The sequence below is a fragment of the Gilliamella sp. wkB195 genome (assembly GCF_001690445.1).
GTDB classification, from domain to species: Bacteria; Pseudomonadota; Gammaproteobacteria; order Enterobacterales; family Orbaceae; genus Gilliamella; species Gilliamella apicola_E.
In genome coordinates this window covers 18,300-43,729 of record NZ_LZGP01000022.1, presented here as the reverse complement: position 1 = coordinate 43,729, position 25,430 = coordinate 18,300, and the positions used below count along the sequence as shown (strand labels likewise).

Sequence of the window (25,430 nt, the reverse complement as noted above, 5' to 3'; positions counted from 1 at the left end):
CCTCCCTTTGTATACGCCATTGTAGCACGTGTGTAGCCCTGGTCGTAAGGGCCATGATGACTTGACGTCGTCCCCACCTTCCTCCGCTTTATCAACGGCAGTCTCCTTTGAGTTCCCGACCGAATCGCTGGCAACAAAGGATAAGGGTTGCGCTCGTTGCGGGACTTAACCCAACATTTCACAACACGAGCTGACGACAGCCATGCAGCACCTGTCTCACAGTTCCCGAAGGCACTCTCGCATCTCTGCAAGATTCTGTGGATGTCAAGACCAGGTAAGGTTCTTCGCGTTGCATCGAATTAAACCACATGCTCCACCGCTTGTGCGGGCCCCCGTCAATTCATTTGAGTTTTAACCTTGCGGCCGTACTCCCCAGGCGGTCGATTTATCGCGTTAGCTTCGGAGCCCATCACTCAGGGCAACAAACTCCAAATCGACATCGTTTACAGCGTGGACTACCAGGGTATCTAATCCTGTTTGCTCCCCACGCTTTCGCATCTCAGCGTCAGTATCTGTCCAGAAGGCCGCCTTCGCCACCGGTATTCCTCCACATCTCTACGCATTTCACCGCTACACGTGGAATTCTACCTTCCTCTACAATACTCTAGTTAACCAGTTTTAAGTGCAATTCCTAGGTTGAGCCCAGGGCTTTCACACCTAACTTAATTATCCGCCTACATGCCCTTTACGCCCAGTCATTCCGATTAACGCTCGCACCCTCCGTATTACCGCGGCTGCTGGCACGGAGTTAGCCGGTGCTTCTTCTGTAATTAACGTCAATTGATGCACCTATTAGATACACCACCTTCCTCATTACCGAAAGTACTTTACAACCCGAAGGCCTTCTTCATACACGCGGCATGGCTGCATCAGGGTTTCCCCCATTGTGCAATATTCCCCACTGCTGCCTCCCGTAGGAGTCTGGACCGTGTCTCAGTTCCAGTGTGGCTGGTCATCCTCTCAGACCAGCTAGAGATCGTCGCCTTGGTAAGCCTTTACCTCACCAACTAGCTAATCCCATATGGGTTCATCAAATGGCGCATGGCCCTAAGGTCCCATGCTTTGGTCTCTCAACTTTATGCGGTATTAGCAGTCGTTTCCAACTGTTGTCCCCCTCCATTCGGCAGATCCCCATACTTTACTCACCCGTCCGCCACTCGTCATCAAGTGCAAGCACTCATGTTACCGTTCGACTTGCATGTGTTAAGCCTGCCGCCAGCGTTCAATCTGAGCCATGATCAAACTCTTCAATTTAAAGTTTGATGCTCAATAACTGTCTCTGACATAATTCAAATGAATCTTCAGTGTCACTTATCAAGACTTAATTTTTTGAGTCCGTAGACTTTTAATTTTTTGTCTCGCAAGTGCCCACACAGATTGTCTGTTTCTTCTTTTTAAAGAGCTGACAGCTTTAAGTTAACTTCACAATTTCTTACTTCAGTTTGCTGTCTCAAGGGCTGCGTATACTACGCTACACCTTTTTATTCGTCAAGATCTTTTTTTAAAAAATTTGATCTTGTTCACCAACTTCATTATCGTCTGCTTTCGCTGACGCCGTGTCAGTGGATGCGCATTATAGAGCCTTAGAAAAATCATGCAAGCGATTATTGCAAATTTATTTCCGTTTGTGTTTTTTTTACACATGACGCTGTGAAAATAAACTAATTCTATACAAATTTTACAAACTTTCTTTAATTTACTATTGATTATATAATTGCTTTTTTCTATTTCAGTCTAACTTTTTAAGTGGATTTTTTATGCCTTTCACTTTTGCACATCCAGCAATTGTTTTACCTTTTTACAAAAAGCCTAAATTTTTTTCCATGACAACCTTAATTATAGGTAGTATGTCACCTGACTTTGAATATTTTCTTAGAATGAAAATAAAAAGTGATATGAGCCATACTTTATTGGGTATCTTTTATTTTGATCTACCAATAACATTAATGGTTGCTTTTATCTTTCACTTTATTATTCGTAATGAATTGATCAAGAATTTGCCCCATTTTCTTTATAAACGGTTTGCTCATTATCTAAATTTTAATTGGCGTGAATATTGCTACCATCACTGGTTTATTGTCATAACTTCTGCATTAATTGGCGCACTATCTCATTTAGTTTGGGATAGTTTTACCCACTTAACGGGCTTTTTTGTACAACACCTATCTTTTTTACAACAGACAATTTCATTAAAAAATACTAATATTCCTATCTACCAATTACTCCAACATGGAAGTACTTTGATAGGATTTAGTTTAATATGTCTCTTTATTTTCAGATTACCGATCTTGGTTGATAAGACAAATAAAATTAGCTTTCTATATTGGGGGACAGTGTTTTTGATTTTTTTAAGTTGTTTTTCTCTTTTTTTCGCCAGTACTATTCATACCTTTGGTCAAAGTGTGGTGAACTTTATTAATGCACTATTTTTAGGGTTAATATTATCACCTCTTATCGTGAAAATTATACGGCATTAATTTTAAATGCCGTATAACAATAGTATTTTTAGAAAATTATGACTCTGCTTTTATTTTATTGGGTAAATCCGCCAAACTGTCAATTACCCAATCAGCTTGCGCTAATGCTTCTTCAGTAATGGCATCACCGGTTTTCACCAAAACCGTTTTTTTAACTCCGGCCTTTTTTCCCGACAATAAATCAGACACTCGGTCACCGACCATATAAGAGTTGGCAATATCAATTTTTAACTCTTTCGCTGCTGTTTGTATCATACCGGGATTTGGTTTTCGGCATTCACAGTCATCAACCAGAGGATCATGTGGGCAATAATAAACACCATCAATGTCAACACCTCGGTCTTGTAATGACCAATCCATCCATTCTGTTAAGGTATTGAATTGCTCGTCAGTAAATATGTTTCTCGCAATACCAGATTGGTTAGTTGTAATAACAAGTAAAAAACCCATTTCTTTGAGTTCTCGCATTGCATCAATTACACCATCAATAAAGTGGAATTTATCAATAGTGTGTACATAATTGTAATCTATATTAATTGTACCATCTCGATCTAAAAATATAGCAGGCTTCATGTTTAATCATCTTCCTTTTATAGAGGTGTCTATCTAGCTTTATATAGGATATTATCGATTGACATAGATGTCTAGACGTCTTAATATTTATCCATTCCTTTTTATTAGTATATATCATGATAAAACTTGAACACATCTCAAAAAATTTTGAGCACAATAAAACCACTATCCATGCTTTAAAGGACATTTCATTAAATGTTCCTCAAGGTAAAATTTATGGTGTTATTGGCAAGTCAGGCGCAGGTAAAAGCACATTAATACGTTGTGTCAATCTATTAGAAAAACCAACCAGTGGAAAAATATTTTTTGACAACCAAGATATCACCCATTTATCTAATCGAAAATTAATTGAAGTACGCCGAAAGATTAGCATGATTTTTCAGCATTTTAATTTGTTATCATCTAGAACTGTATTCGATAACATTGCTTTTCCACTTGAACTAAATAAAACACCTAAAAAGGTAATCAAGCAAAAAGTAAATGAGCTTATTGAACTTGTAGGTTTAAGTGAAAAGGCTGATGTCTATCCAGCTAATTTATCGGGTGGACAAAAACAACGCGTCGCTATTGCTAGAGCGTTAGCAAGTGATCCTAAAGTATTATTATGTGATGAAGCAACCAGTGCCCTTGACCCTGAAACAACACGTTCTATTTTAGCATTATTAAAAGATATCAACCAAAAACTAGGTTTAACCATTTTATTAATCACTCATGAAATGGATGTTGTTAAACAGATTTGCGACCAAGTAGCAGTTATTAGTAACGGAGAATTAGTTGAACAATCTTCAGTCGGTGAAATGTTTTCGCATGCTAAAACAGATATTGCAAGGCAATTCATTCAATCAACATTACACCTTACTATTCCAGATGATTATTTAGCTAGACTAACACCAGTACATAAAGAAGGACTTAATCCACTTGTTCGTTTGGAATTTTCTGGTGTATCGGTAGATTTACCTTTACTGTCTCAAATAGCTAAAGAATTCGAAGTTGATAGTAATATTATCAGCGCTCAGATGGATTATGCGGGTGGCGTTAAATTTGGTTTGATGTTAACTGAAATGAAAGGAAAACAGAAAAGTACTGCATCAGCAATTGCGTTTCTAGAAAAAAATAATACTAAAGTTGAGGTTTTAGGCTATGTTTGATTTTATTCCTTCATTTAAACCATTTGAATCGATTTTTCGCTATTTAGCTCAACATGGTTTCTGGGAAGATTTTGTTACCTTTTGTTCTTCATTTAATGGTTTTAGTGAAGCAATGCTATTCAAAATGGCACAAGCAACCGATGATACTATTTATATGGTGTTGTTATCAGGTTTTTATGGAACGTTAATTGGATTACCATTAGGTATATTGTTGTATGTCACCCGAAAAGGAAACATACTTGAAAATGACATTGTAAATTTTACATTCTCTTTTCTCACAAATATATTTCGAGCAATTCCTTTTATTATATTAATTTTATGGATAAAACCTTTCACAGTAGAAGTAATGGACATTATAACCGGCCAAGCCACCTTTTTAGGTAGACAAGGTGTTATTGTTCCGCTTAGTGTAGGTGTTGCACCTTTAATTGCAAAAATGATTGAAAATGCTTTACTGGATATTCCTAAAGGTTTAATTGAAGCTGCTCGTTCAATGGGAGCCACACCATTACAGATTATATATAAAGTTCTTATTCCCGAATCTCTACCTATTATTATTAATAGCATGACAATAACACTGATAACATTAACAGGCTATATTGCACTCAGTGGAGCTGTTGGGGCTGGAGGCTTAGGGCAATTGGCTATTCAATATGGCTATAATAGTTACAAACCCGCTATAATGAATACAGTTGTTATTTTATTAGTTATATTAGTATTCCTAATCCAAGCTATTGGCAATAGGATTGTAAGGTATGTTACTCATCATTAATTTTGGAGAAAATTATGTCAATTAAACAGCTAGCACTAGCCACTACTTTGGTAAGTGCATTTTTTTTAACAGGTTGTGATAATAAACAATCGTCTGTAACTGATAACAAACCAGCAGAACCAGCAAAAGTAAGTACTATTAAAGTTGGTGTAATTTCAGGTCCTGAACAAGAAGTAGCAGAAGTAGCCAAACAACAAGCTAAAAGCCTTTATAATCTTGATGTTGAACTTGTAATTTTTAATGATTACGTTACTCCAAATCAAGCATTAAATGATGGATTAATTGATATTAACGCTTTTCAACATAAACCATATTTAGATGAACAAATCAAAGAAAGAGGTTATAAATTAACTGTTGTTGGTAACTCATTTGTTTACCCTATTGCAAGTTACTCACACAAATTAAAACCGATTGAGAATAACAGTGAAACTGGGGAAGGTGTAAAAGTAAACTCACCTCGAGGCGAAACGTTCTTTATTCCAGCTAAATCAACAATTGCCATTCCTAATGATCCTACAAATTTAGGTCGTGCATTACTTTTATTACAACATGAAGGTTTAATTACTGTTGATAAGACAAAAGGTTTATTGCCAACTGTACTTGATATCACAAGTAACCCATATGAATATAAAATTATCGAACTAGAAGCTCCGATGCTACCTCGTTCGCTAGATGATTCGCAAGTCGATCTTGCTATTATTAACAATGCATTTGCTGGACAAGCAAATTTAACACCAAGCAAAGATGGTATTTTTGTTGAAGATAAAGAGTCTCCATATGTTAACATTATCGTATCGCGTGAAGCGGATAAAGATAATGAAAATGTAAAAAACTTTGTTAAAGCTTACCAAACTGATGCAGTAGCGCAAAAAGCTGACCAAATTTTTAATGGTGGCGCAATTCGTGGTTGGTAAATTAGCAAGCTATAATTTATTATATTCCGTCGGCATTCGTCGACGGAAATCATTAAAATAATTAAATAAAGAATCAACAATGACATATCAATTTGAACCAATTGGTATCATCCAGTCACCTTATGTTGAAAAATTTGCAGTGCCTCGTCAACCCAATCTGGTCAAAGCTGCTCAAGGTGAACTACATTTACTTACACCATATAACAATCCTATCAGTGTCAAAGGATTAGAACAGTTTTCTCATCTATGGCTTTTATTTCATTTCCACCATATTGAGCCAACCAAGAGGAGATTAACGGTACGTCCACCTCGTTTAGGAGGAAACAAAAGTTTAGGCGTATTTGCAACAAGATCTCCATATAGACCTAATAACATTGGTCTTTCAGTTGTTGAATTAATAGATATCATTGTTGAAAAAAATCAGGTGATTTTAAAGTTAGGGGGATTAGATCTCGTAGATGGCACACCTATAATTGATATAAAACCCTACTTACCTTACTGTGATAGCCATCCTGATGCAAAAGCGGGTTACGCTCAAATGCTTCCAGAACAGAAACTTGAAGTTTCATTCTCAGCTAACGCTAAATTATTTATTGAATCCCAACAAGATTATCCACAACTAACCGAATTAATTGAACAAGTAATATCTCAAGATCCAAGACCAGCTTATAAACAAAAAAACAACCATGAGCAAACTTATGCAATCTCACTATATCATTTTAATATTAAATGGAAGGTGATAGGCTGCTTAGCCGTTATTGAAAATATACATATTATTGAACGGTAATGTTAATTTATTTAAACGATAAATTTACAAAACAATGAGATATGTAATTAAATATTTTTTTTGTAAAAATTCTTTACAAAAGAATTACATAATACCGATAATATAGGTTGGTAAGAGAGCTTAATTCTGCTAAATTAAATGAGGGTTTAATTCCCTATATTTCACTTTGCCACTAAAGTTTTAATAATTTTAGTGGCACCTTTTATTTGCATCAATGATAATTGTTATTTTTCTTATTTCTCAATTCAGCAATATCTATCGCATCAAACAGATAATGTTTTCCACAATAATCACAATGAATGTCAATTTTGCCATCGTCTTCATTAAGAATCTCATCAATTTCCTTGGCTGGTAATGTCATTAAACTATCTTCACAACGTTGTCGTGAACAACCACATTTAAATACAATTTGTTGAGTTTCAAATAAGCGAACTTCTTCTTGATTATAAAGACGATATAAAATTTCATCAGTAGGAAGTTGAAACAACTCTTGGCTAGTGATGGTTTCAGTTAATGTGCTTAGAAGCTCAAATGACTCTTGAGTATTTTCATTTGCAGGTAACACTTGCAATAAAATCCCTGCAGCCATCGGTGTGTTATTATGCACTCCAGTTTTAACGAATAAACGAGTTGGCAGTTGTTCAGACTGCATAAAATAATTTTCAATACAGCCAATTAGCGTTTCTTTTTCTAATCCAACGATGCCTTGATAACGTTCGCCTTTTTTAGGCGTTATGGTAATTACAATGTAACCGTTGCCAACCATCTCCTTAAGAGAAGCATTATCGGCAATTTCACCATTTACTCGCGCAACACCACGTAATTCTTGTAGGTTATTGCCATTTACCACTGCTAATGTTAATGGCCCATCCCCCTGTAATTGCACAGCAATATCACCATCGAATTTCAATGTAGCGGTTAATAAACTGGTGGCTACTAATAATTCACCTAATAAATTCTGTACTGGAATAGGATAATTATGGTTTTCTAAAATAGATTGGTATGTTTTTTCAAGTCGAGTGATTTCCCCTCGAACAGGATGATTATCAAATAAAAACCGATTTAAAGTATCCATATTAATTGCCTTGTTGTCTTTCATATTTAAATTTAATTAATGTACGCCGCTCTTTTTTATCAGGTCGTCGGTCCGGATGCGGCATGGCTAATGCATTAAGTTTTCTTGCCTGAGCAATATTTTCACGTTTTTCAATGCTCTCTGGGGTTTCTTGGTAAAGATATTCCGCTTCTCTTGCGGCTCTACGCTGCTCATTAATGGCTAAAACTCGAATTGTCTTTTGCTCATTACCTTGCCTAAGCACTATCATCGCCCCAACTTCAACTATTTTGCTTGGCTTTGCTCGTTGGCCATTATAATGAACTTTTCCACCTTCAATCATTTCACGAGCAATGGAACGCGTTTTATAAAACCGCGCGGCCCATAACCATTTATCTAATCTGACGAGATGCATTGTTTCCTCGTTTAAGACTTAATACATTTATAACTAATATAAGTATCGTTTTATTAAAATCAATGTTGTGAATGAATTGAATAATCATTGCCACCTGTCGAAAAAATTCCAGATAAACTAAATGGAGCTATCTTACCACGCAAATCAGCTCGATAATTTAACGACTCTGGAGGATTCTGTATTAACTTCCATCGATTAAGCAGCTCACTTGTGGTACCTTTGCTAATGAGGTGGAATGATTCAAATTCAGAATGCAAAGGATTAATTATTGCAGTTGAGTCAATTATTCCGCCATTAACTAATGCATTAAAACTTAATAATGTGCGATGCTGAGGATCAATATCTACCGACACACTAGGATATTTAATACTTACTTTATTAACTGAAGCATTATTAGCTTTAAGAAATAGTGAGCCCGAATATAACCCAAATTTGTTGTCTTCAACTAAGCTCACATTTTTCCCCGAAACATCAAAGTTTGCAATGTTAAAAGGATAATCAGATTTAATACTGGTTAACATACTTTGCAATATGATTAACTGATCAACGTCAACACGATTAAATATATCTGGTAATAACGGTTGTTTTGCTTCATCAGATAATTCATAACTGATGCCTGTCAACAATAACTTATTCAAATGTAATGAATTATTTTTCCAACTACCATCTAAATGAACATCACCGTTATGCCATCGAGCAACTGCTTTTTTGATATCTATTTCATTATCTTTAAAAGACAATTGAAGCAATAAAGAAGAATATATTTGATCAAACCAAACCACATTATCTGCATTAAAAATAAAGGAAGTTTCATTCAGATTCCACTGATTATCATAGCTAATATTGGTTATTTCAAAATTTCCCTTAGCAATAATTAAATTAGGTAATTGAATATTACTGTCTAAAATTAAAAGTTCTTCTAACCTAAACTTTGGAAATTTAGGCAAATACTTATTTAATTCAGTATAATCATCTGGTTGAAAACGGATATTATTTAATCTTAATTGGGCTATATCTAAGCTACCATCGGCTAATACTTTTAATTTACTAACAAAAAAACCATTATCCATATTACCGCCTAAATTGGTGATTGCTGTAACCCCATCACGATAATATCCTTGTAACAATATTTTGTTTATCGGTATCTGATTAAATGATGCTTTTTGTGAAGTGAAATCAAATTGATATGGCTGTTTACTACTTAAATCAAAAGGTTTAATACGGCCATCAACGCCTTTTAAAGAAAGAGAATCTTGCTCATCATTAAACGAAAAATTTATTGTAGAATTATAAAACTTTAATACATTAGCCGAAAAACTAGTAATATCAACACCATTAAATTCACCATCAATCACATTAATATAATTAAAATGATGAAGTTGCCATAAATTTTTCTTATCAAAACCAATAGTTAACTTTCCAATTTTAGTCACTTCTTGCTTATCATTTATTACCAATAAATTATCAATACTTAACTCATAAAAATTAGCTAATGAATGATTTATCTTACCAATTGAAATAGTGTATGTTCCAAGCTTTGATAATTGTTGACTCAGTATTTTTGCTCCATAATTGGTTTGCAAGGCAAAATAACTAACTACAATTAACAACCAGATAATCGAAAAGAGCAAAATTAAACAAGATCGTAACCGTCTCATAAATAAGCAGTATAGTAATAAAAATGGATTAAAATTTATATAACAATACCTGATTTTGGGTAAAATAGCACTTGATTTTAATATAAATGATTTGTTGTTAAACTAGTTTTAACGTTAATATATAGCCAATTATGACTTTAGAATAACATATTCACGGAATTAATCTTCATCCTTTGATTAGGGAGAAAAATTCTTTTTTATTGACCATATAAACAGGAAAAAATCGAGATGAAACAGATCCCAATGACAGTAAGGGGAGCCGAATTATTACGAGCAGAACTTGAAGAACTTAAAAATATAAAAAGACCTCAAATTACTGCTGCTATTGCAGAAGCCAGAGCGCACGGAGATTTAAAAGAAAACGCGGAATATCATGCAGCAAGAGAACAACAAGGTTTTTGTGAAGGTCGTATTCAAGAAATCGAAGGCAAATTATCTCAAGCACAAATTATTGATATTACCAAGGTAAAAAATACTGGACGCATAATTTTTGGTGCCACAGTGACTGTAATTAATATCGATACCGATGAAGAAACAACTTATCGAATTGTTGGCGATGATGAAGCAGATTATAAACAAAATTTAATTTCGGTTAACTCACCTATCGCTCGAGGTCTTATTGGTAAAGAAGATGGTGATACAGTCCAAATCAAAACACCAGGCGGTAATGTAGAATTTGACATTGTTAAAGTTGAGTATATCTAATAAAACTCAACTGCAATAAAAAAACAGGGCTATTGCCCTGTTTTTTATTTGGGTAAAGTAATTTTCTTATCTTCGCTAGGTCTAAATACCGTAAAAATAGATCCGACTTGTTGAACGGGTAATGCATTTGTTTCGCGGATAATAGCTTCACAAATTAATTTTTTCGTTTCACGATCTTCGGCAGCGATTTTAATTTTAATTAACTCATGGAAATTTAGTGCATTTTCGATTTCGGCAAGAACGCCTTCGGTAAATCCATTAGCACCAATCATCACTATCGGTTTTAAATGATGAGCTTCACTTTTTAAGTACTGTTTTTGTTTATTCGATAAATTCATTAATTTTTTATCACATTAAGTTGCAATTTTGCTATTCTACCCTTATATATATTTGTAATCAATTGAAGTAACCTCTATACACTAAGGATTTATTCGCTGTGAGTAACAAAAAACGCTCAGCAAGTTCTACTCGTTGGCTAAATGAACATTTTAAAGATCGCTTTGTACAACAAGCACAAAAAAAAGGCCTACGTTCTAGAGCATGGTTTAAATTAGAAGAAATACAAAAAAGTGACAAACTATTCAAACCAGGAATTACTGTCGTGGATTTAGGGGCAGCACCGGGCGGATGGTCACAATATGTTGCATCACTCATCGGTAATAAGGGACGAATTATTGCTTGTGATTTATTACCGATGGATCCAATAGTTGGCGTTGATTTCTTGCAAGGTGACTTTAGGGATGAAGCCGTATTAAATACCTTACTTGAGCGCGTTGGTGAAGAGAAAGTACAAGTTGTTATGTCAGATATGGCTCCGAATATGAGTGGACAGCCTGCAGTTGATATACCAAGAGCTATGTATTTAGTTGAACTTGCATTAGATATGTGTAAAGACGTTCTTGCACCTAATGGAAGTTTTATTGTAAAAGTATTCCAGGGCGAAGGCTTTGAAGAATATCTAAAAACAGTTAGATCGCTGTTTAAAACAGTCAAAATTCGAAAGCCTGAAGCTTCGCGCGCACGATCTCGAGAAGTATATATTGTAGCAATGGGGATGAAGTAGCCAGCCGTACAATTTTGTAGTACCATACTTGGTTAATTTTAGTCGTAACTGTTAATTTTATGAGAGGTTTTTCTTTTGAACGACATGGTAAAGAATTTACTGATCTGGGGCGTTATCGCGGTAGTATTGTTTGCTGTATTCAACCAATTCAGCGCGTTATCCAATAGCGGTCCTCAAGTCGATTATACCAAATTTAATTCGGATGTAACGAGCGGCAAACTCAAAGAAGTACATATTAATGGTCGCGAAATTGTTGCTACAACTAAAAGTAGTAGTAATTATGTTACTTATATCCCTTACCTTGATGAAAAACTAGTCGATAACTTGGTGCTTAATGATATTGCTGTTTACGGCAGTCCAGATGAAAAACCAAGCTTATTAGTTAGTATCTTGATTTCTTGGTTTCCAATTATCTTATTACTTGGTTTTTGGTTCTTTGTTATGCGCCAAATGCAAGGCGGGGGTAAAGGTGGCCCAATGTCGGTAGGCAAAAGTAAAGCCAAAATGTTAACGCCTGACCAAGTTAAGACTAAATTTACAGATGTAGCAGGCAGTGAAGAAGCTAAACAAGAAGTAACAGAAGTCGTCGATTTTTTACGTGATCCTGGCAAATACCAAAAATTAGGCGGTCGTATTCCTAAGGGGATTTTAATGGTAGGACCTCCGGGTACGGGTAAAACATTATTAGCTAGAGCCATTGCGGGTGAAGCAAACGTGCCTTTCTTTAGTATTTCAGGTTCAGATTTTGTTGAAATGTTTGTCGGCGTTGGCGCATCACGTGTACGTGACCTCTTTGAACAAGCCCGTAAACATTCACCATGTATTATCTTTATTGATGAAATTGATGCTGTTGGTCGAAAACGTGGTGCCGGCTCAATGGGCGGACATGATGAACGCGAACAAACTCTAAACCAAATGTTAGTTGAAATGGATGGCTTTGAAGCTAACAGTGGTATTATCATTATTGCAGCAACAAACCGTGCGGACATTCTCGATCCTGCATTACTTCGTCCGGGTCGTTTTGACCGTCAAGTTCAAATTGATTTACCTGACTTAAAAAGCCGTGAACAAATTCTGGCAGTACATGTACGTAAAGTACCTTTAGGTTCTGATGTTAATCTAGCAGTATTAGCTCGCGGAACACCAAATTATTCCGGTGCTCAATTAGCTAATTTAGTTAACGAAGCTGCGCTATTTGCCGCGCGTCGTAATAAACGTTTAGTCACGATGGATGAGTTTGAAGAAGCCAAAGATAAAATCGATATGGGTACTCAACGTCGTTCGTTATCCATGACAAAAGAGCAATTAACCAATACGGCTTATCATGAAGCGGGACATGCAATCGTAGGTTATTTAATGCCAGATCATGATCCGCTTCATAAAGTAACTATTATTCCTCGAGGAGGGGCATTAGGTGTAGCCTTCTTCTTACCAGAAGGCGATCAAATTAGTCAAAGTCGTACTCAGTTAGAGTCTAAAATATCTACAGCTTATGCGGGAAGAATTGCCGAAGGCCTAATTTATGGTGAAGATAAAATTACCTCAGGTGCATCTAGTGATATACGATACGCTTCTAACATAGCCAGAGCAATGGTTACACAGTGGGGTTTCTCAGATCGTTTACCACCTGCATTATTTGAATATGAAGAATCTTCTTATGGAATCATGAAAAAAATATCTGATGGTACAGCAAAAATTATTGATGAAGAAGTTGATGCAATCCTTCAACGAAACTATCAACGAGCTAAAACAACACTAACTGAAAATATTGATATTCTTCATGCAATGAAAGATGCTTTACTGAAATATGAAACAATTGATAAACAACAGATTGATGAACTGATGAATCGCCAGCCAGTCACACCACCAGAAGGCTGGACAGCCAGTGATGAAATAGCAGCTCAAGAAGTTCCGAATGAAGGTACACCACCTGAATCTGATGATTAATCTGTTTTAATTTTTATAACGCGCTACGGCGCGTTTTTTATCGGATAATTTAAATAAATCTAAAATAAAAGTGATTTTCAAAACAGGTAATAAACTTGAATGATTTTGCTATCGTTTAGCTTATAACAAAGCTTAGCGATAACAAAAAGCAGATGACTCAAATAAGGCATAATCATGGAAATTCGTTTCAACAATCAAATTATGGATCTCTCTTTTCCACAGGTAATGGGTATCGTAAACATGACGCCAGATTCTTTTTCTGATGGCGGTAATTATAACAATCTTGATGATGCCATGCGTCGAGTTGATAATATGATACAAGCAGGCGCAACATTTATTGATATAGGGGGCGAATCAACTCGTCCTGGTGCAGCCTTCGTCTCAGTTGAAGAAGAATTAGATAGAGTTGTGCCTTTAGTTGAAAAAGTGGCTCGCTATTTTGATGTTTGGATTTCGGTTGATACCTCTAAGCCTCAAGTTATGACTGAATCAGCAAAAGCAGGAGCACATTTAATTAATGATATCCGAGCATTAACAGAATCTGGAGCAGTCGAAGCCGCAGCTCAAACAGGATTACCGGTTTGCATTATGCATATGCAAGGCGATCCCCAAACTATGCAAAATGCTCCGCATTATCAACAAGACATCTATCAAGAAGTTGATCAATTTTTTGCTCATCATATCAATCGTTGCATAAACGCAGGAATTGAACGAGAAAAAATTATTCTTGATCCGGGTTTTGGGTTTGGTAAAACATTGGCACACAATTATCGATTACTAGCAACACTTGAAAAATTTCATCACTTTCATTTACCGCTATTAGTTGGCATGTCTCGCAAATCCATGATTGGACAAGTATTAAATGTTTCGCCTAAAGAACGTATGTTAGGTAGCGTTTCTTGTGCAGTAATTGCAGCCATGAAAGGTGCGCAGATTATTCGAGTTCATGACGTAAAAGAAACCTTTGATGCACTGCGAATTGTGCAAGCCACTTTAGCTGAACAGGAATAAACGGGGTTTAACTTTAACAAAATAAGCCATTATTTTATTAAAAAGGGAATTTTTAGACAAATACTATAAAAATCCCTTTTTGTTTTATGCTTGAGAATTTTCAATTTTTGGCATCACTGTTTCAAATAATTTTTAAACAATAAAAATACTTAGAAACATCATAAAACCAACATAATTATTATTTTGAAAAGCTTTAAAGCATCGAGTTCTATCACGATCATTGATTAACCATTGTTGATAAATAAACAGTAACGACACAACCAATAATCCACAATAATAAATAAAAGATAAATGATTATTGAGACCAATAATTATCAAGCAAATCAATGTTATTATCTGTAGAATGCCTATCCACAATTTATCATAGTAACCAAACAAAACAGCCGTCGATTTAATGCCAATTTTGATATCATCATTTCGATCAACCATGGCATATTCGGTATCATAAGCAACTGTCCAACAAATATTTGCCAAACACAATAGCCAACAGGTTAACGGAAACTGTTCAAGTGTGGCCGCATAGACCATTGGAATGCTCCAACTAAATGCAATTCCCAACACTATTTGTGGAAAATAAGTATAACGTTTCATAAACGGATAAATCATCGCAGTTAACAATGCAAAGCCAGCAATCAACCACGACAAAGCGTTTAAAAATAATAATAGACAAGCGGCCATTAATAATAATATCAATAATGTCCATTTAGCATTATTTGCTGTTAATTCACCCTGCACTAACGGACGACTTTGAGTTCGCTCTACATGCGCATCAAAATGGCGATCAGCATAATCATTCACAACACAACCGGCGGATCGCATAACAATGACACCTAGCGTAAATATCAAAACTAGCTTTTCAGTTGGATAAGGATCAGCAAGCCATATTGCTGACAAAGTCGGCCAAAGTAGCAGTAAAATGCCGATTGGTTTATCTAACCGCATCAGTTTTATATAAGCTAACATATATCTATCCTCAATTATAATGGGCGGATTATACCTGATCTTGTTAAAGCTGCAATGCGGATAAATACCGTTTTTATTTGGTGCTGCTACATGTGTAATCAATCAAGTCAATTTACCTAATATCGTGTCATATCCAAAACGGTTAATCTAACTAAAGTGATTAATTGTGGTAATAAAGCGTTACAACAAAAGTAAATACTGCTCTGCCATCACGGCTAACGCCCGATAAAATTGGCTAACTTGATTATGTTTTAATTGATCTAGATAAGCTGATGACCAAGTCATTAAGTGTTCATCAATCAGTTGATTCGCCGCTTGCGTTTTTTGTTTTTCCAGCAATATCGCATAAGCCATTAACATTAAACCAAACTGATCTTCCGGCTCATTCATACCTGTATTAAGCGTTAAACCATGCTGCTGTAAAAATTGACGATAGCGCTCTTGCGATTCCCCCATTAATAGTTTTTCTTGATCCAAATAGACTGATCCCCAAGGCGGGGCCGGCATTTTGCCTTGCCCTTCAAACAATAACGAGAATTGATAATCCAGATCGACATGGCTGATTTGCGTTGCCAATATCTGGCATTGCTGGCTAATGAGCTCTGGATTTTGCCAATCCGCCAGTTGGTCAATATGCAATAGAGCCTCAAGCAGCGGCTCAACGGTTTGGCTATTAGGTGGATAATAGAAAAAAGCACCCAGTACTTTTGCTAGGGTCGCACAAGTGAGATTATCGAATCTTTTCTCTTTATTCATTGACGTTACTTGTTGTCGATCAGTTATATTGTTAATTATAGCGGTATCATCCATAAATTATAAAAGGCAATACGGCCACAAACTTCAGCAATAAACACACAAGTAAAAGCAGTAAGACAAATTATTGCATTATGTTTGGAACGGTAAATATTAAAAGCAACCAATAGTAGTGCCACCATGATTAAAATGCACTCGGCAATCATCCAACTTGCTTGCGCACAAGCCAGCTCCGGGCTTATGGTCGTCATTAAATTATAATAGGGAATTTTTAATAATATAATCAATACACTACCAATGAGAAAAGCTGCGTTGCCTAAACGATATAACCCAAGCATTGCGCTAGCAATTCCACCCAACGCCAGCATCGCTGTATACATTTGAATTGCGGTATAGTTGGTATCCCATGTTTTCACTGTTGGTAGCATGTAAGTTAAAACAATCGTCCATACAAAAACTAAGCTCAGTAGGATTAAGATGATGGCTATTAGTAGGTTGATATAGGGAAGGCGATTAATCTTTAAACAAAGCGGTTTAATCAATTTCAGTTTTTGGCTATCCGGATTGAGAGAAAAGTAGTGGATTAATACTGAGGCGAATGTAACGCCAAATACCACACCAAAAGTGAAAATCTCATTACTCATCGGCGAACGTCCGATCCCATAGATCACATTTAACGCCCGCAAAGGATGCCCTAAATGGAATGAGGCAAGCAGCATACCAACAGCCATAAAAACCAGCGCTAACAGATTAATTTTTTGACGAATAATGGGATTGGCTTGTGAACAATTCATTAAGCAAGATAAGCTGCTTAACAGCACCATTCCGGCAGATAATTGCCCAAATACCGTAAAAAAAACCAATGGTAATTCATGCATATTATACCTCCTCCGGATTGAGCACTTTTCCTTGTATATCGCCTGAGCTTCTAGCCAAAGCATGTGGTTTGATAACAATATTCGGTTTAGTCAACTCTACATTAGGCAAAGGGGCAATATTACGTTCATCACCATGACGCTCACGTAATTTCCCTATCTCGTCAAAATCTAAAGCACGTTGTGGACAAGATTCGACGCACACAGGCTTTAAGCCTTCGGCTACACGCTCATAACAACCATCGCATTTTGACATAACCCGCTTTTGTTGATTAAACTGTGGCGCACCATATGGACAGCGCATTTCACAATAGCGGCAACCAATACACACATCTTGATTGACAACCACTAAGCCGTCTTGTTGGCGTTTATGCATCGCACCAGTTGGACAACCTTGCACGCAAGTTGGTTGCTCACAATGATTACATGAGATTGACAAATAATAAGTAAAAGTATCATTTTGCCAAATCCCGTCCACTTGTTGCCACGATCCACCACCATACTCATAAACTCGGCGAAAATGCACGCCCAGCGCATTATCTTTTTCGTCTTTACAGCTCAATTGACAGGTTTTACACCCGGTACATTTGGAAGAATCAATAAAGAATCCATATTGCATTTTAATCATCTCCCTTTTTAATTATGATGCCGCTGGCATAGTTGATAATGGTTTGATTTCAACCAAATTAGTATGCTGCGAATTTGACTTCGCTAACACTGACGGGCGCAATGAGGTTAAACGATTAATACAACCACCAATATCCACGCCAGCAGCATTAGTTTTTGCCCATAGCCCTTGAGGTATAGCGATCACGCCCGGTAATATACGAGGCGTGACTTTAGCCGGAATATAAAGCCGACCACGATCGTTAAATACTTCAACTAATTGCCCATGCTTAATTTGTCTTTGCTCAGCATCAATCGGGTTAATCCAAACGCTACTGGCTACAGCTTCTCGTAGTTGGGGAAGATTACTATAAGAGGAGTGACAATGCCCTTTAATATGAAATCCAATCATTTGCAGCGGATATTTATTGCGTTTTTGTTGATCCTCACTCCCTTCAATAGCAGGCAAATAAGCAGGAATTGGGTAGAGTTTATCGTCCGGCTCAATCTCCCATTCACTCGCTATTTTTGCCAGCGCTTCTGAATAAATTTCAATTTTGCCAGACGGGGTATTTAATGGCTGATTAATCGGATCATCCCGGAATGCTTTTAAGGCAATTTGCGCATCGCTATCCGCTAACTTACGATCGACAATACCCTTACCGTCAGTGTCAGCAAAAGGCGGTAAATCAGGATTCTGCTTGCGCATTCTTTCATAGCTATACGCTATCCACTCATCTTGCGTTCGCCCTTCAGTAAATTTATCTTTAACGCCCATTTTTTCTGATAACTCAGTTAACACATCATAAGACGATCGATTTTCCCAAAGTGGCTTAATAGCCCGTTGCATACGAATAACATAATGGTAAGCACCGGATGCATAAGAATTATTAATTAAATCGTTACTTTCCACAGATGACACATCCGGTAATAACAGATCGGCATACCGTGCTGATGCGGTCATGTGAGTATCCCACACTAAGATAAATTCGCATTTAGATTCATCTTGTAAAATTTGGTGCGTTCGATTGAGATCGGCATGCTGATTACCAATTACATTACTGGCGTAACTCCAGATAAACTTGATACCGACATCCAATTTATCTTTACCAAGTATATAAGCATTCTTTGCGGTCATGCTTTGCGGTGATTCGATTGCTTTAGTCCATAAAAAAAATGGAATACTGGTTTTAATCGGATTTAATAAATTCAGACCCGGAACCGGATAAGTCACGCTTCCGCCCCAAGTACCAATATTGGTGCCCGGTTTACCAAATTGACCAGTGATAATAGGCAATATCATAATTGCTCTTGTAGTATGCTCACCATTTTGCCAACGTTGTGCTCCCCAGCCTTGCGAAATCCATGCTGCTTTAGAGTTAACAATATCCAAGGCAAGTTTACGAATTTGTTTAGCGGGGATACCGGTTTTTTTTGCTGCCCACTCCGGCGTTTTCGGTGTTCTATCATCACCTAAACCTAAAATATAAGATTTATAATCACTAAAAGGGGGTGCGCTATCCGGCAATGAGTCAGCATTCCAACCCACACAATATTGATTAAGCATTGCCTCATCAATTTTATCTTCTTCCAGTAAAGCATAGCCAATTGCAGCAACTAACGCCGCATCGGTACCGGGAATAATCGGGATCCACTCGGCATTATAGCCAACCACACTTTCGCTACGCCTAGGATCGATAATAATCACTCTGGCTTTACTTTGCGCTAAAGCATGAAACAGTTCCGTTACTTGCCCACCGCCTGACATTCGCGTTTCAGCAACATTATGTCCAAACATAACAACCAAATCTGAATGTTTAATTTGATCAATGAGCGACTCTTTAGCATTGCCATAAATATAAGGCTTAATAGCAGTTATCTGTCCACTTGAGTAATCGCCATGATAATTTAGATAACCACCGATAGTACTTAAAAACCGTCTACAAGCACTGCGTCCGGCGATATTTGCGCCGGTGGTACCTGTTCCATATTGACAATAAATAGCTTCATTGCCATAACGATTAATGGTGTATTTAAGTTTATCTGCCAATAAAGCTATTGCTTCATCCCAGCTAATACGTTTAAATTTACCTTCACCACGCTTACCTATTCGCACCATAGGGTATTTTAAACGCTCCGGATCGTAAGTTCGCCAGCGTACTGCTCGCCCCCGCAAACATGGGCGAATTTGATGTTGACCGAAGATAGGATCATTAATACCGTCTTCGGATGAGATTTTAGTAATAATATCGTTTTTAACATGGACTTTTAGTGGGCAGCGACTACCGCAATTCACTAAACAGGCGCTGTAGAAAATCTTTTCATCATTAGTGGGATTAGGTATCAATGCTTTATCGTGATTTGTTTCAGGTGTTGCATAAGCAAAAGGTAATTGCAAATTATTTGCTACTGCTGCCACACCACCAATTGCTAGTGATTTTTGCAAAAAATCACGCCGAGTTATTTTGTTTTCTGACTTGCTCATCCTATTCCCTTATTTTTTATTTGGGATGTATTTATCATAATACTATAGATAGGATTATAAAACAGAAAAAAGGCTAAAATCGAAATTAACTTAAAATAAATTAATAAAATAAGAATTATTATCAATTAAAAATTTAATTTGATTTTTATTATCAATTTAATTTCATGCATCTTAAAGAAAGATTGGTATAATATGCCCATTTATTCGAATAAATAGAAAACTTATGTCACAATCCACTTATAATGCTGTTGATATTGAAGTCCTAAAAGGACTCGATCCTGTCCGCCATCGACCAGGCATGTATACTGATACTGCTCGCCCAAATCATTTGGGACAAGAGGTTATTGATAATAGTGTAGATGAAGCTATTGCAGGACATGCCCGCCAAGTTAAAGTTACACTCTATGAAGATAATTCACTTGAGGTTATTGATGACGGGCGAGGTATGCCGGTTGATATTCATCCTGATGAAGGTGTACCAGCTATTGAACTTTTACTTTGCCGTTTACATGCTGGAGGTAAGTTTTCCAACAAAAATTATCAATTTTCAGGCGGTTTGCATGGTGTTGGTATCTCCGTTGTTAATGCATTATCAAAGCGTGTAGAAGTTACTGTAAATCGTGATGGGCAAGTTTATCAAATCGCTTTTGAAAATGGTGATAAAGTTGAGGATTTACATGTAATAGGTACATGTGGTCGTCGAAATACCGGTACAAAAGTACGTTTTTGGCCTGATGAAAAGTATTTTGATTCACCACGATTTTCTGTACCCCGCTTAACTCATTTACTTAAAGCAAAAGCGGTACTCTGCCCAGGGTTAGAAATCATTTTCAAAGATAAAATTAACAATACTGAACAACGCTGGTGTTATCAGGACGGTCTAAAAGATTATTTAATGGAATCTGTTAGTGGTTACACACTATTACCTGAAGAGCCATTTACTGGTAGTCATACCGGCGAAACAGAAGCAGTCGAATGGGCTTTACTCTGGTTACCAGAAGGTGGGGAACTTTTAACTGAAAGTTACGTTAACTTGATTCCAACTGTACAAGGTGGTACTCATGTTAATGGTTTACGTCAAGGTTTACTTGATGCTATGCGCGAATTTTGCGAGTTCCGTAATTTACTTCCTCGAGGCCTAAAGCTGACCGCCGATGATATTTGGGAACGCTGCGCATATGTGTTATCCGTAAAAATGCAGGAACCTCAATTTGCTGGTCAAACCAAAGAACGCCTTTCATCAAGACAAAGCGCTGCATTTGTTTCGGCAATTGTTAAAGATGCATTCAGTCTTTGGTTAAATCAAAATGTGCAAATTGCAGAATTATTGGCTGAAATGGTCATTGCAAGTGCGCAAAAACGCCTACGAGCATCTAAAAAAGTTATTCGTAAAAAGCTCACAAGTGGTCCTGCTTTACCTGGTAAATTGGCCGATTGTTCTTCACAGGATTTAAGTCGTACTGAACTATTTTTGGTAGAAGGTGATTCTGCAGGTGGTTCAGCCAAACAGGCACGAGATAGAGAATATCAAGCCATAATGCCATTAAAAGGTAAAATTTTAAATACTTGGGAAGTATCATCAGACGAGGTATTAGGCTCACAAGAAATCCACGATATCTCGGTTGCCATAGGTATTGACCCTGATAGTGATGATTTAAGTCAATTGCGCTACGGTAAAATCTGTATTTTAGCTGATGCAGACTCAGATGGATTACATATTGCCACTTTGCTTTGTGCGTTATTTGTTCGTCATTTTCGGGCGATGGTTGAACATGGGCATATCTTTGTTGCTATGCCTCCGCTTTATCGTATTGATTTAGGTAAAGAAGTGCATTATGCCCTTGATGAAGAAGAAAAAGAAGGGATTTTAGATCAGCTTAAACGTAAAAAGGGTAAACCGAATGTACAACGTTTTAAAGGTTTAGGCGAAATGAATCCATTACAACTCCGTGAAACAACGATGGATCCTAATACTCGTAGATTAGTTCAGTTATCACTAGATAATGCAGAGGAAACCATGGCATTAATGGATATGCTGCTGGCTAAGAAACGAGCAGAAGATCGCCGAGAATGGTTACAAGAAAAAGGTGACCAAGTTGAACTTGATGTCTAATATACAGAATAATTTAGAGGAACAATAATGAGTGAGATAACTCATGACGGAGTAGAAGTTCAGTCGCTACGTACTTTTACAGAGAGCGCATATTTAAACTACTCAATGTATGTCATTATGGATCGTGCACTGCCGTTTATTGGTGACGGTTTAAAACCTGTGCAACGCCGTATTGTTTATGCCATGTCAGAATTAGGGCTTAATGCTCAGGCTAAATTTAAAAAATCAGCTCGTACTGTAGGTGACGTGTTAGGTAAATACCATCCTCATGGCGATAGTGCCTGTTATGAAGCAATGGTGTTAATGGCACAACCATTCTCTTATCGTTACCCATTAGTAGATGGTCAAGGAAACTGGGGAGCTCCAGATGATCCTAAATCATTTGCGGCTATGCGTTATACCGAATCTCGTCTATCAAAATATGCTGAATTATTATTAGGCGAATTAGGGCAAGGCACTGTTGACTATACGCCAAACTTCGATGGCACCTTACAAGAACCTAAAATGTTGCCAGCTAGATTACCCAATATTTTATTGAATGGTACAACCGGCATTGCTGTTGGTATGGCAACTGATATTCCACCACATAATATTCGTGAAGTAGCAAATGCTGCTATTATGTTAGCAGATAACCCAAAAGCAACACTTAGTGAAGTGATGGCTCACATACAAGGCCCTGACTTTCCAACTGAAGCCGAGATTATTACTGCACCAGAAGATATTGCTAAAATTTATCAAACTGGGCGAGGATCAATCCGCATGCGTGCAGTTTGGAAAAAAGAAGAGGGTGATATTGTTATTACAGATCTTCCTCATCAAGTTTCAGGTGCTAAAATCTTAGAGCAAATTGCTTCGCAAATGCGGGCGAAAAAATTGCCATTAATTGAAGATTTACGCGATGAGTCAGACCATGAAAATCCAACCCGTTTAGTGATTGTCCCAAGATCTAATAGAGTTGATTTAGAGCAAGTTATGAATCATCTATTTGCTACCACGGATCTTGAAAAAAGCTATCGCGTCAATATGAATATGATTGGACTTGATAATCGTCCATCAGTTAAAGGATTAGTTGAAATATTAACTGAATGGTTAGAATATCGACGTTTGACGGTAACACGCCGATTAAATTATCGTTTAGATAAAATACTAAAAAGATTACATATTTTAGATGGCTTATTAATTGCGTTTCTAAATATTGATGAAGTTATTGAAATAATTCGTCATGAAGATGAACCAAAAGAAGAATTAATTAAGCGATTTGCCTTAAGTGAAATACAAGCAGAAGCTATTTTAGAGTTAAAACTTCGTCATTTAGCTAAATTGGAAGAGATGCGTATTAAAGGCGAACAAGCTGATCTTGCTAAAGAACGGGATCAACTACAAGCTCTACTTGCTTCACCAAGAAAACTCAGTAATTTAATCAAAAAAGAATTGCAAGAAGACGCTGAAAAGTATGGCGATGAACGCCGTTCGCCAATCGTTGAGCGAAGTGAAGCTAAAGCGATCACTGAACAAGAATTAACACCTTCTGAACCCGTCACAATTGTATTATCTGAAATGGGATGGGTAAGAGCGGCTAAAGGTCATGACATTGACCCCGTCGGATTAAGTTATAAAGCAGGCGATAGCTTTAAAGCTGCTGCAAAAGGTAAAAGTAACCAGCCAGTTGTCTTTATCGATTCAACTGGGCGAAGTTATGCTATTGAGCCAAATACTTTACCATCAGCTCGAGGACAAGGCGAGCCAATTACCGGTAAATTAGCATTACCAGCAGGTGCAACTATTGAACATGTTTTAATGTCAAACGATGAAGAACAAAAATTCTTACTTGCTTCTAGTGCCGGATACGGTTTTATTTGTCAATTTAGCGATTTAATTGCGCGTAATCGTAACGGTAAAGCAGTAATTAATTTATCTAATAATTCAAATGTACTTGCACCGATTGAGATAGTATCAGAGGAAAGCTTACTTTTATCAATTAGTCAAGCGGGTAGAATGCTTATCTTCCCGGTGAAAGATTTACCAGAGTTATCTAAAGGTAAAGGAAATAAAATTATCTCATTATCTGCCAGCGATGATAGCCTAGCTTATATGATGCTGATAACGCCTAAAACCTCACTGACGTTGTATGTTGGTAAACGCAAACTTACGCTTTCTTCTACTGATTTACACAAATTTAGAGCAGAGCGTGCTCGTAAAGGAACATCACTACCGCGTGGATTACAAAAAATCGATCGAATTGAGGTAAACGAATAATATGTCTTTTATCTGGTCCATTATTTTCGGGTTAATACTGAGCTCAGTTTTCAAATCCGGATGGGGATTTATACTTGGTCTATTAATAGGTCCAATGTTGTATCAAGCATTTGGCAATAGATTAAATGAAAAAAGGACACAATCAAACCCAACTTTGTACTTAATTGTTGCTTTTGAAGTATTGGGGCATCTGAGTAAAGCTAAAGGTGTTGTTACCCAAGATGATATTAATCTTGCTCGGCAATTTATGGATCGGCTACAACTTGATGCAGCCGGTCGCCAATTAGCTCAAGAGTCATTTAATCGTGGTAAAGCAAGTGATTACCCACTTCGATCGCGTTTACGAGAACTCTACTTTCAATATCGTTTTAGAAGAAATGTTTTAAATATATTTTGTGAACAATTAATTCAAGCGGCTTTAGTTGATGGTAATTTAGATGAAAAAGAGTCACAAATTTTGTTTATTGTTGCTGAAGAATTCCATATTCCTCGCCAACAAATGGTTATATATATTCAGATGATGATGGGAAGCTTTCATTTCCGTCAAGAATATTATAATAATCAACAAAATAGTCAATATCAACAAAGCAATAATTATGGCAATTATCAAAACAGTTCTCACCAATCAGATTTGCAAAATGCTTATAGAATTTTAGGGATAGATTCATCTGCTGATATTCCTGAAATCAAAAAAGCTTATCGCAGGTTAATGAATGAACATCATCCAGATAAATTAGCATCAAAAGGCTTACCAAAAGAGATGTTAGAGGCAACCAAAAAGCGAGCACAAGAAATTCAAGCTGCTTACGATCTTATAAAAGCATCTCGTGGATTCAAATAGAGATTATTACTATG

21 protein-coding genes, 1 rRNA gene and 1 pseudogene are annotated in these 25,430 nt (G+C 36.8%); 12 read left to right on the top strand and 11 right to left on the bottom strand.

What is annotated here, in order from left to right:
• Positions 1–1,254 (bottom strand): 16S ribosomal RNA (locus tag A9G08_RS05980); the annotation flags it as partial.
• 503 nt (positions 1,255–1,757) lie between these two features.
• Between A9G08_RS05980 and A9G08_RS05975 the strand changes: the two genes are divergently transcribed.
• Entirely contained in the window at positions 1,758–2,477 is a 720-nt protein-coding gene (locus A9G08_RS05975; RefSeq protein ID WP_065562819.1) for a DUF4184 family protein, read from the top strand.
• Positions 2,478–2,513: 36 nt separating this feature from the next.
• Here A9G08_RS05975 and gmhB read toward each other — a convergent pair whose 3' ends face one another.
• Complete coding sequence (gmhB, locus tag A9G08_RS05970; protein ID WP_065562818.1) at positions 2,514–3,050, bottom strand: D-glycero-beta-D-manno-heptose 1,7-bisphosphate 7-phosphatase; 537 nt, start codon at positions 3,048–3,050, stop codon at positions 2,514–2,516.
• Positions 3,051–3,166: 116 nt separating this feature from the next.
• Here gmhB and metN point away from each other — a divergent pair, with 116 nt between their 5' ends.
• The 4 genes from metN to tsaA all read left to right on the top strand — a co-directional run bounded on the left by metN (position 3,167) and on the right by tsaA (position 6,671).
• Positions 3,167–4,198 carry a methionine ABC transporter ATP-binding protein MetN gene (metN, locus tag A9G08_RS05965; RefSeq protein ID WP_065562817.1) on the top strand — a complete coding sequence of 344 codons (1,032 nt, stop codon included), beginning with the start codon at positions 3,167–3,169 and terminating at the stop codon, positions 4,196–4,198.
• A 112-nt stretch (positions 4,199–4,310) separates the two neighbouring features.
• Entirely contained in the window at positions 4,311–4,970 is a 660-nt protein-coding gene (locus A9G08_RS05960; RefSeq protein WP_065562822.1) for a methionine ABC transporter permease, read from the top strand.
• 14 nt (positions 4,971–4,984) lie between these two features.
• On the top strand, positions 4,985–5,884 hold the full coding sequence (gene metQ, locus A9G08_RS05955; protein WP_065562816.1) for a methionine ABC transporter substrate-binding lipoprotein MetQ: 900 nt from the start codon (positions 4,985–4,987) through the stop codon (positions 5,882–5,884).
• Positions 5,885–5,963: 79 nt separating this feature from the next.
• Positions 5,964–6,671, top strand: coding sequence for a tRNA (N6-threonylcarbamoyladenosine(37)-N6)-methyltransferase TrmO (gene tsaA / locus A9G08_RS05950; RefSeq protein ID WP_065562815.1), 708 nt, complete (start codon positions 5,964–5,966; stop codon positions 6,669–6,671).
• Positions 6,672–6,882: 211 nt separating this feature from the next.
• Here tsaA and hslO read toward each other — a convergent pair whose 3' ends face one another.
• From hslO to A9G08_RS05935, 3 genes are read right to left on the bottom strand one after another with little or no spacing between them, the layout of a single operon-like run.
• The gene (gene hslO / locus A9G08_RS05945) at positions 6,883–7,746 is read right to left on the bottom strand and encodes an Hsp33 family molecular chaperone HslO (RefSeq protein ID WP_218058424.1); all 864 of its coding nucleotides are present in this window, start codon (positions 7,744–7,746) and stop codon (positions 6,883–6,885) included.
• 1 nt (position 7,747) lies between these two features.
• Entirely contained in the window at positions 7,748–8,140 is a 393-nt protein-coding gene (gene hslR / locus A9G08_RS05940) for a ribosome-associated heat shock protein Hsp15 (protein WP_065562813.1), read from the bottom strand.
• Positions 8,141–8,199: 59 nt separating this feature from the next.
• The gene (locus A9G08_RS05935) at positions 8,200–9,798 is read right to left on the bottom strand and encodes a hypothetical protein (RefSeq protein WP_141673936.1); all 1,599 of its coding nucleotides are present in this window, start codon (positions 9,796–9,798) and stop codon (positions 8,200–8,202) included.
• A gap of 228 nt (positions 9,799–10,026) precedes the next feature.
• On the opposite strand from A9G08_RS05935, the gene greA reads away from it, so the two are divergent.
• Positions 10,027–10,503, top strand: a complete 477-nt coding sequence (gene greA / locus A9G08_RS05930) for a transcription elongation factor GreA (RefSeq protein WP_065562811.1) — start codon at positions 10,027–10,029, stop codon at positions 10,501–10,503.
• Between the two features lie 44 nt (positions 10,504–10,547).
• On the opposite strand, the gene yhbY is transcribed toward greA, so the two are convergent.
• A complete protein-coding gene (gene yhbY / locus A9G08_RS05925; protein ID WP_065562810.1) occupies positions 10,548–10,841 on the bottom strand; it encodes a ribosome assembly RNA-binding protein YhbY in 294 nt (97 codons plus the stop codon).
• Positions 10,842–10,939: 98 nt separating this feature from the next.
• Here yhbY and rlmE point away from each other — a divergent pair, with 98 nt between their 5' ends.
• The 3 genes and pseudogenes from rlmE (at position 10,940) to folP (ending at position 14,524) form a co-directional block, all read left to right on the top strand.
• On the top strand, positions 10,940–11,566 hold the full coding sequence (gene rlmE / locus A9G08_RS05920; RefSeq protein WP_065562809.1) for a 23S rRNA (uridine(2552)-2'-O)-methyltransferase RlmE: 627 nt from the start codon (positions 10,940–10,942) through the stop codon (positions 11,564–11,566).
• A gap of 75 nt (positions 11,567–11,641) precedes the next feature.
• Positions 11,642–13,495, top strand: a pseudogene (ftsH, locus tag A9G08_RS05915) (ATP-dependent zinc metalloprotease FtsH); the annotation flags it as partial.
• Between the two features lie 192 nt (positions 13,496–13,687).
• Positions 13,688–14,524: a dihydropteroate synthase gene (gene folP / locus A9G08_RS05910; RefSeq protein WP_065562807.1), complete on the top strand. Its 837-nt coding sequence runs from the start codon at positions 13,688–13,690 to the stop codon at positions 14,522–14,524.
• Between the two features lie 132 nt (positions 14,525–14,656).
• On the opposite strand, the gene ubiA is transcribed toward folP, so the two are convergent.
• The 5 genes from ubiA to A9G08_RS05885 all read right to left on the bottom strand — a co-directional run bounded on the left by ubiA (position 14,657) and on the right by A9G08_RS05885 (position 20,206).
• On the bottom strand, positions 14,657–15,487 hold the full coding sequence (gene ubiA / locus A9G08_RS05905) for a 4-hydroxybenzoate octaprenyltransferase (RefSeq protein ID WP_065562806.1): 831 nt from the start codon (positions 15,485–15,487) through the stop codon (positions 14,657–14,659).
• Between the two features lie 180 nt (positions 15,488–15,667).
• Positions 15,668–16,243, bottom strand: a complete 576-nt coding sequence (locus A9G08_RS05900) for a TorD/DmsD family molecular chaperone (protein ID WP_065562821.1) — start codon at positions 16,241–16,243, stop codon at positions 15,668–15,670.
• Between the two features lie 35 nt (positions 16,244–16,278).
• Positions 16,279–17,118, bottom strand: a complete 840-nt coding sequence (locus A9G08_RS05895) for a dimethyl sulfoxide reductase anchor subunit family protein (RefSeq protein WP_065562805.1) — start codon at positions 17,116–17,118, stop codon at positions 16,279–16,281.
• A 1-nt stretch (position 17,119) separates the two neighbouring features.
• Positions 17,120–17,734, bottom strand: coding sequence for a DMSO/selenate family reductase complex B subunit (locus A9G08_RS05890; protein WP_065562804.1), 615 nt, complete (start codon positions 17,732–17,734; stop codon positions 17,120–17,122).
• 21 nt (positions 17,735–17,755) lie between these two features.
• Positions 17,756–20,206, bottom strand: a complete 2,451-nt coding sequence (locus A9G08_RS05885) for a DMSO/selenate family reductase complex A subunit (RefSeq protein ID WP_065562803.1) — start codon at positions 20,204–20,206, stop codon at positions 17,756–17,758.
• A gap of 223 nt (positions 20,207–20,429) precedes the next feature.
• Here A9G08_RS05885 and parE point away from each other — a divergent pair, with 223 nt between their 5' ends.
• Genes parE through djlA form a run of 3 tightly spaced genes read left to right on the top strand, consistent with a single transcriptional unit; the run spans position 20,430 to position 25,416 of the window.
• Positions 20,430–22,319: a DNA topoisomerase IV subunit B gene (parE, locus tag A9G08_RS05880; protein WP_065562802.1), complete on the top strand. Its 1,890-nt coding sequence runs from the start codon at positions 20,430–20,432 to the stop codon at positions 22,317–22,319.
• Between the two features lie 27 nt (positions 22,320–22,346).
• Positions 22,347–24,575, top strand: coding sequence for a DNA topoisomerase IV subunit A (parC, locus tag A9G08_RS05875; protein ID WP_065562801.1), 2,229 nt, complete (start codon positions 22,347–22,349; stop codon positions 24,573–24,575).
• 1 nt (position 24,576) lies between these two features.
• Positions 24,577–25,416, top strand: a complete 840-nt coding sequence (djlA, locus tag A9G08_RS05870) for a co-chaperone DjlA (RefSeq protein WP_065562800.1) — start codon at positions 24,577–24,579, stop codon at positions 25,414–25,416.
• The last annotated feature ends 14 nt before the right edge of the window (positions 25,417–25,430 follow it).

Bases quoted from the DNA above. Each gene is read 5' to 3' on its own strand.
- folP (WP_065562807.1), top strand. From the start codon at position 13,688: ATGGAAATTCGTTTCAACAATCAAATTATGGATCTCTCTTTTCCACAG.
- metN (WP_065562817.1), top strand. From the start codon at position 3,167: ATGATAAAACTTGAACACATCTCAAAAAATTTTGAGCACAATAAAACC.
- A9G08_RS05935 (WP_141673936.1), bottom strand. From the start codon at position 9,798: ATGAGACGGTTACGATCTTGTTTAATTTTGCTCTTTTCGATTATCTGG.
- djlA (WP_065562800.1), top strand. From the start codon at position 24,577: ATGTCTTTTATCTGGTCCATTATTTTCGGGTTAATACTGAGCTCAGTT.
- A9G08_RS05975 (WP_065562819.1), top strand. From the start codon at position 1,758: ATGCCTTTCACTTTTGCACATCCAGCAATTGTTTTACCTTTTTACAAA.
- ubiA (WP_065562806.1), bottom strand. From the start codon at position 15,487: ATGTTAGCTTATATAAAACTGATGCGGTTAGATAAACCAATCGGCATT.
- hslR (WP_065562813.1), bottom strand. From the start codon at position 8,140: ATGCATCTCGTCAGATTAGATAAATGGTTATGGGCCGCGCGGTTTTAT.
- yhbY (WP_065562810.1), bottom strand. From the start codon at position 10,841: ATGAATTTATCGAATAAACAAAAACAGTACTTAAAAAGTGAAGCTCAT.
- metQ (WP_065562816.1), top strand. From the start codon at position 4,985: ATGTCAATTAAACAGCTAGCACTAGCCACTACTTTGGTAAGTGCATTT.
- hslO (WP_218058424.1), bottom strand. From the start codon at position 7,746: ATGGATACTTTAAATCGGTTTTTATTTGATAATCATCCTGTTCGAGGG.
- tsaA (WP_065562815.1), top strand. From the start codon at position 5,964: ATGACATATCAATTTGAACCAATTGGTATCATCCAGTCACCTTATGTT.
- A9G08_RS05960 (WP_065562822.1), top strand. From the start codon at position 4,311: ATGCTATTCAAAATGGCACAAGCAACCGATGATACTATTTATATGGTG.
- A9G08_RS05895 (WP_065562805.1), bottom strand. From the start codon at position 17,118: ATGCATGAATTACCATTGGTTTTTTTTACGGTATTTGGGCAATTATCT.
- gmhB (WP_065562818.1), bottom strand. From the start codon at position 3,050: ATGAAGCCTGCTATATTTTTAGATCGAGATGGTACAATTAATATAGAT.
- A9G08_RS05890 (WP_065562804.1), bottom strand. From the start codon at position 17,734: ATGCAATATGGATTCTTTATTGATTCTTCCAAATGTACCGGGTGTAAA.
- A9G08_RS05885 (WP_065562803.1), bottom strand. From the start codon at position 20,206: ATGAGCAAGTCAGAAAACAAAATAACTCGGCGTGATTTTTTGCAAAAA.
- A9G08_RS05900 (WP_065562821.1), bottom strand. From the start codon at position 16,243: ATGAATAAAGAGAAAAGATTCGATAATCTCACTTGTGCGACCCTAGCA.
- parC (WP_065562801.1), top strand. From the start codon at position 22,347: ATGAGTGAGATAACTCATGACGGAGTAGAAGTTCAGTCGCTACGTACT.
- greA (WP_065562811.1), top strand. From the start codon at position 10,027: ATGAAACAGATCCCAATGACAGTAAGGGGAGCCGAATTATTACGAGCA.
- parE (WP_065562802.1), top strand. From the start codon at position 20,430: ATGTCACAATCCACTTATAATGCTGTTGATATTGAAGTCCTAAAAGGA.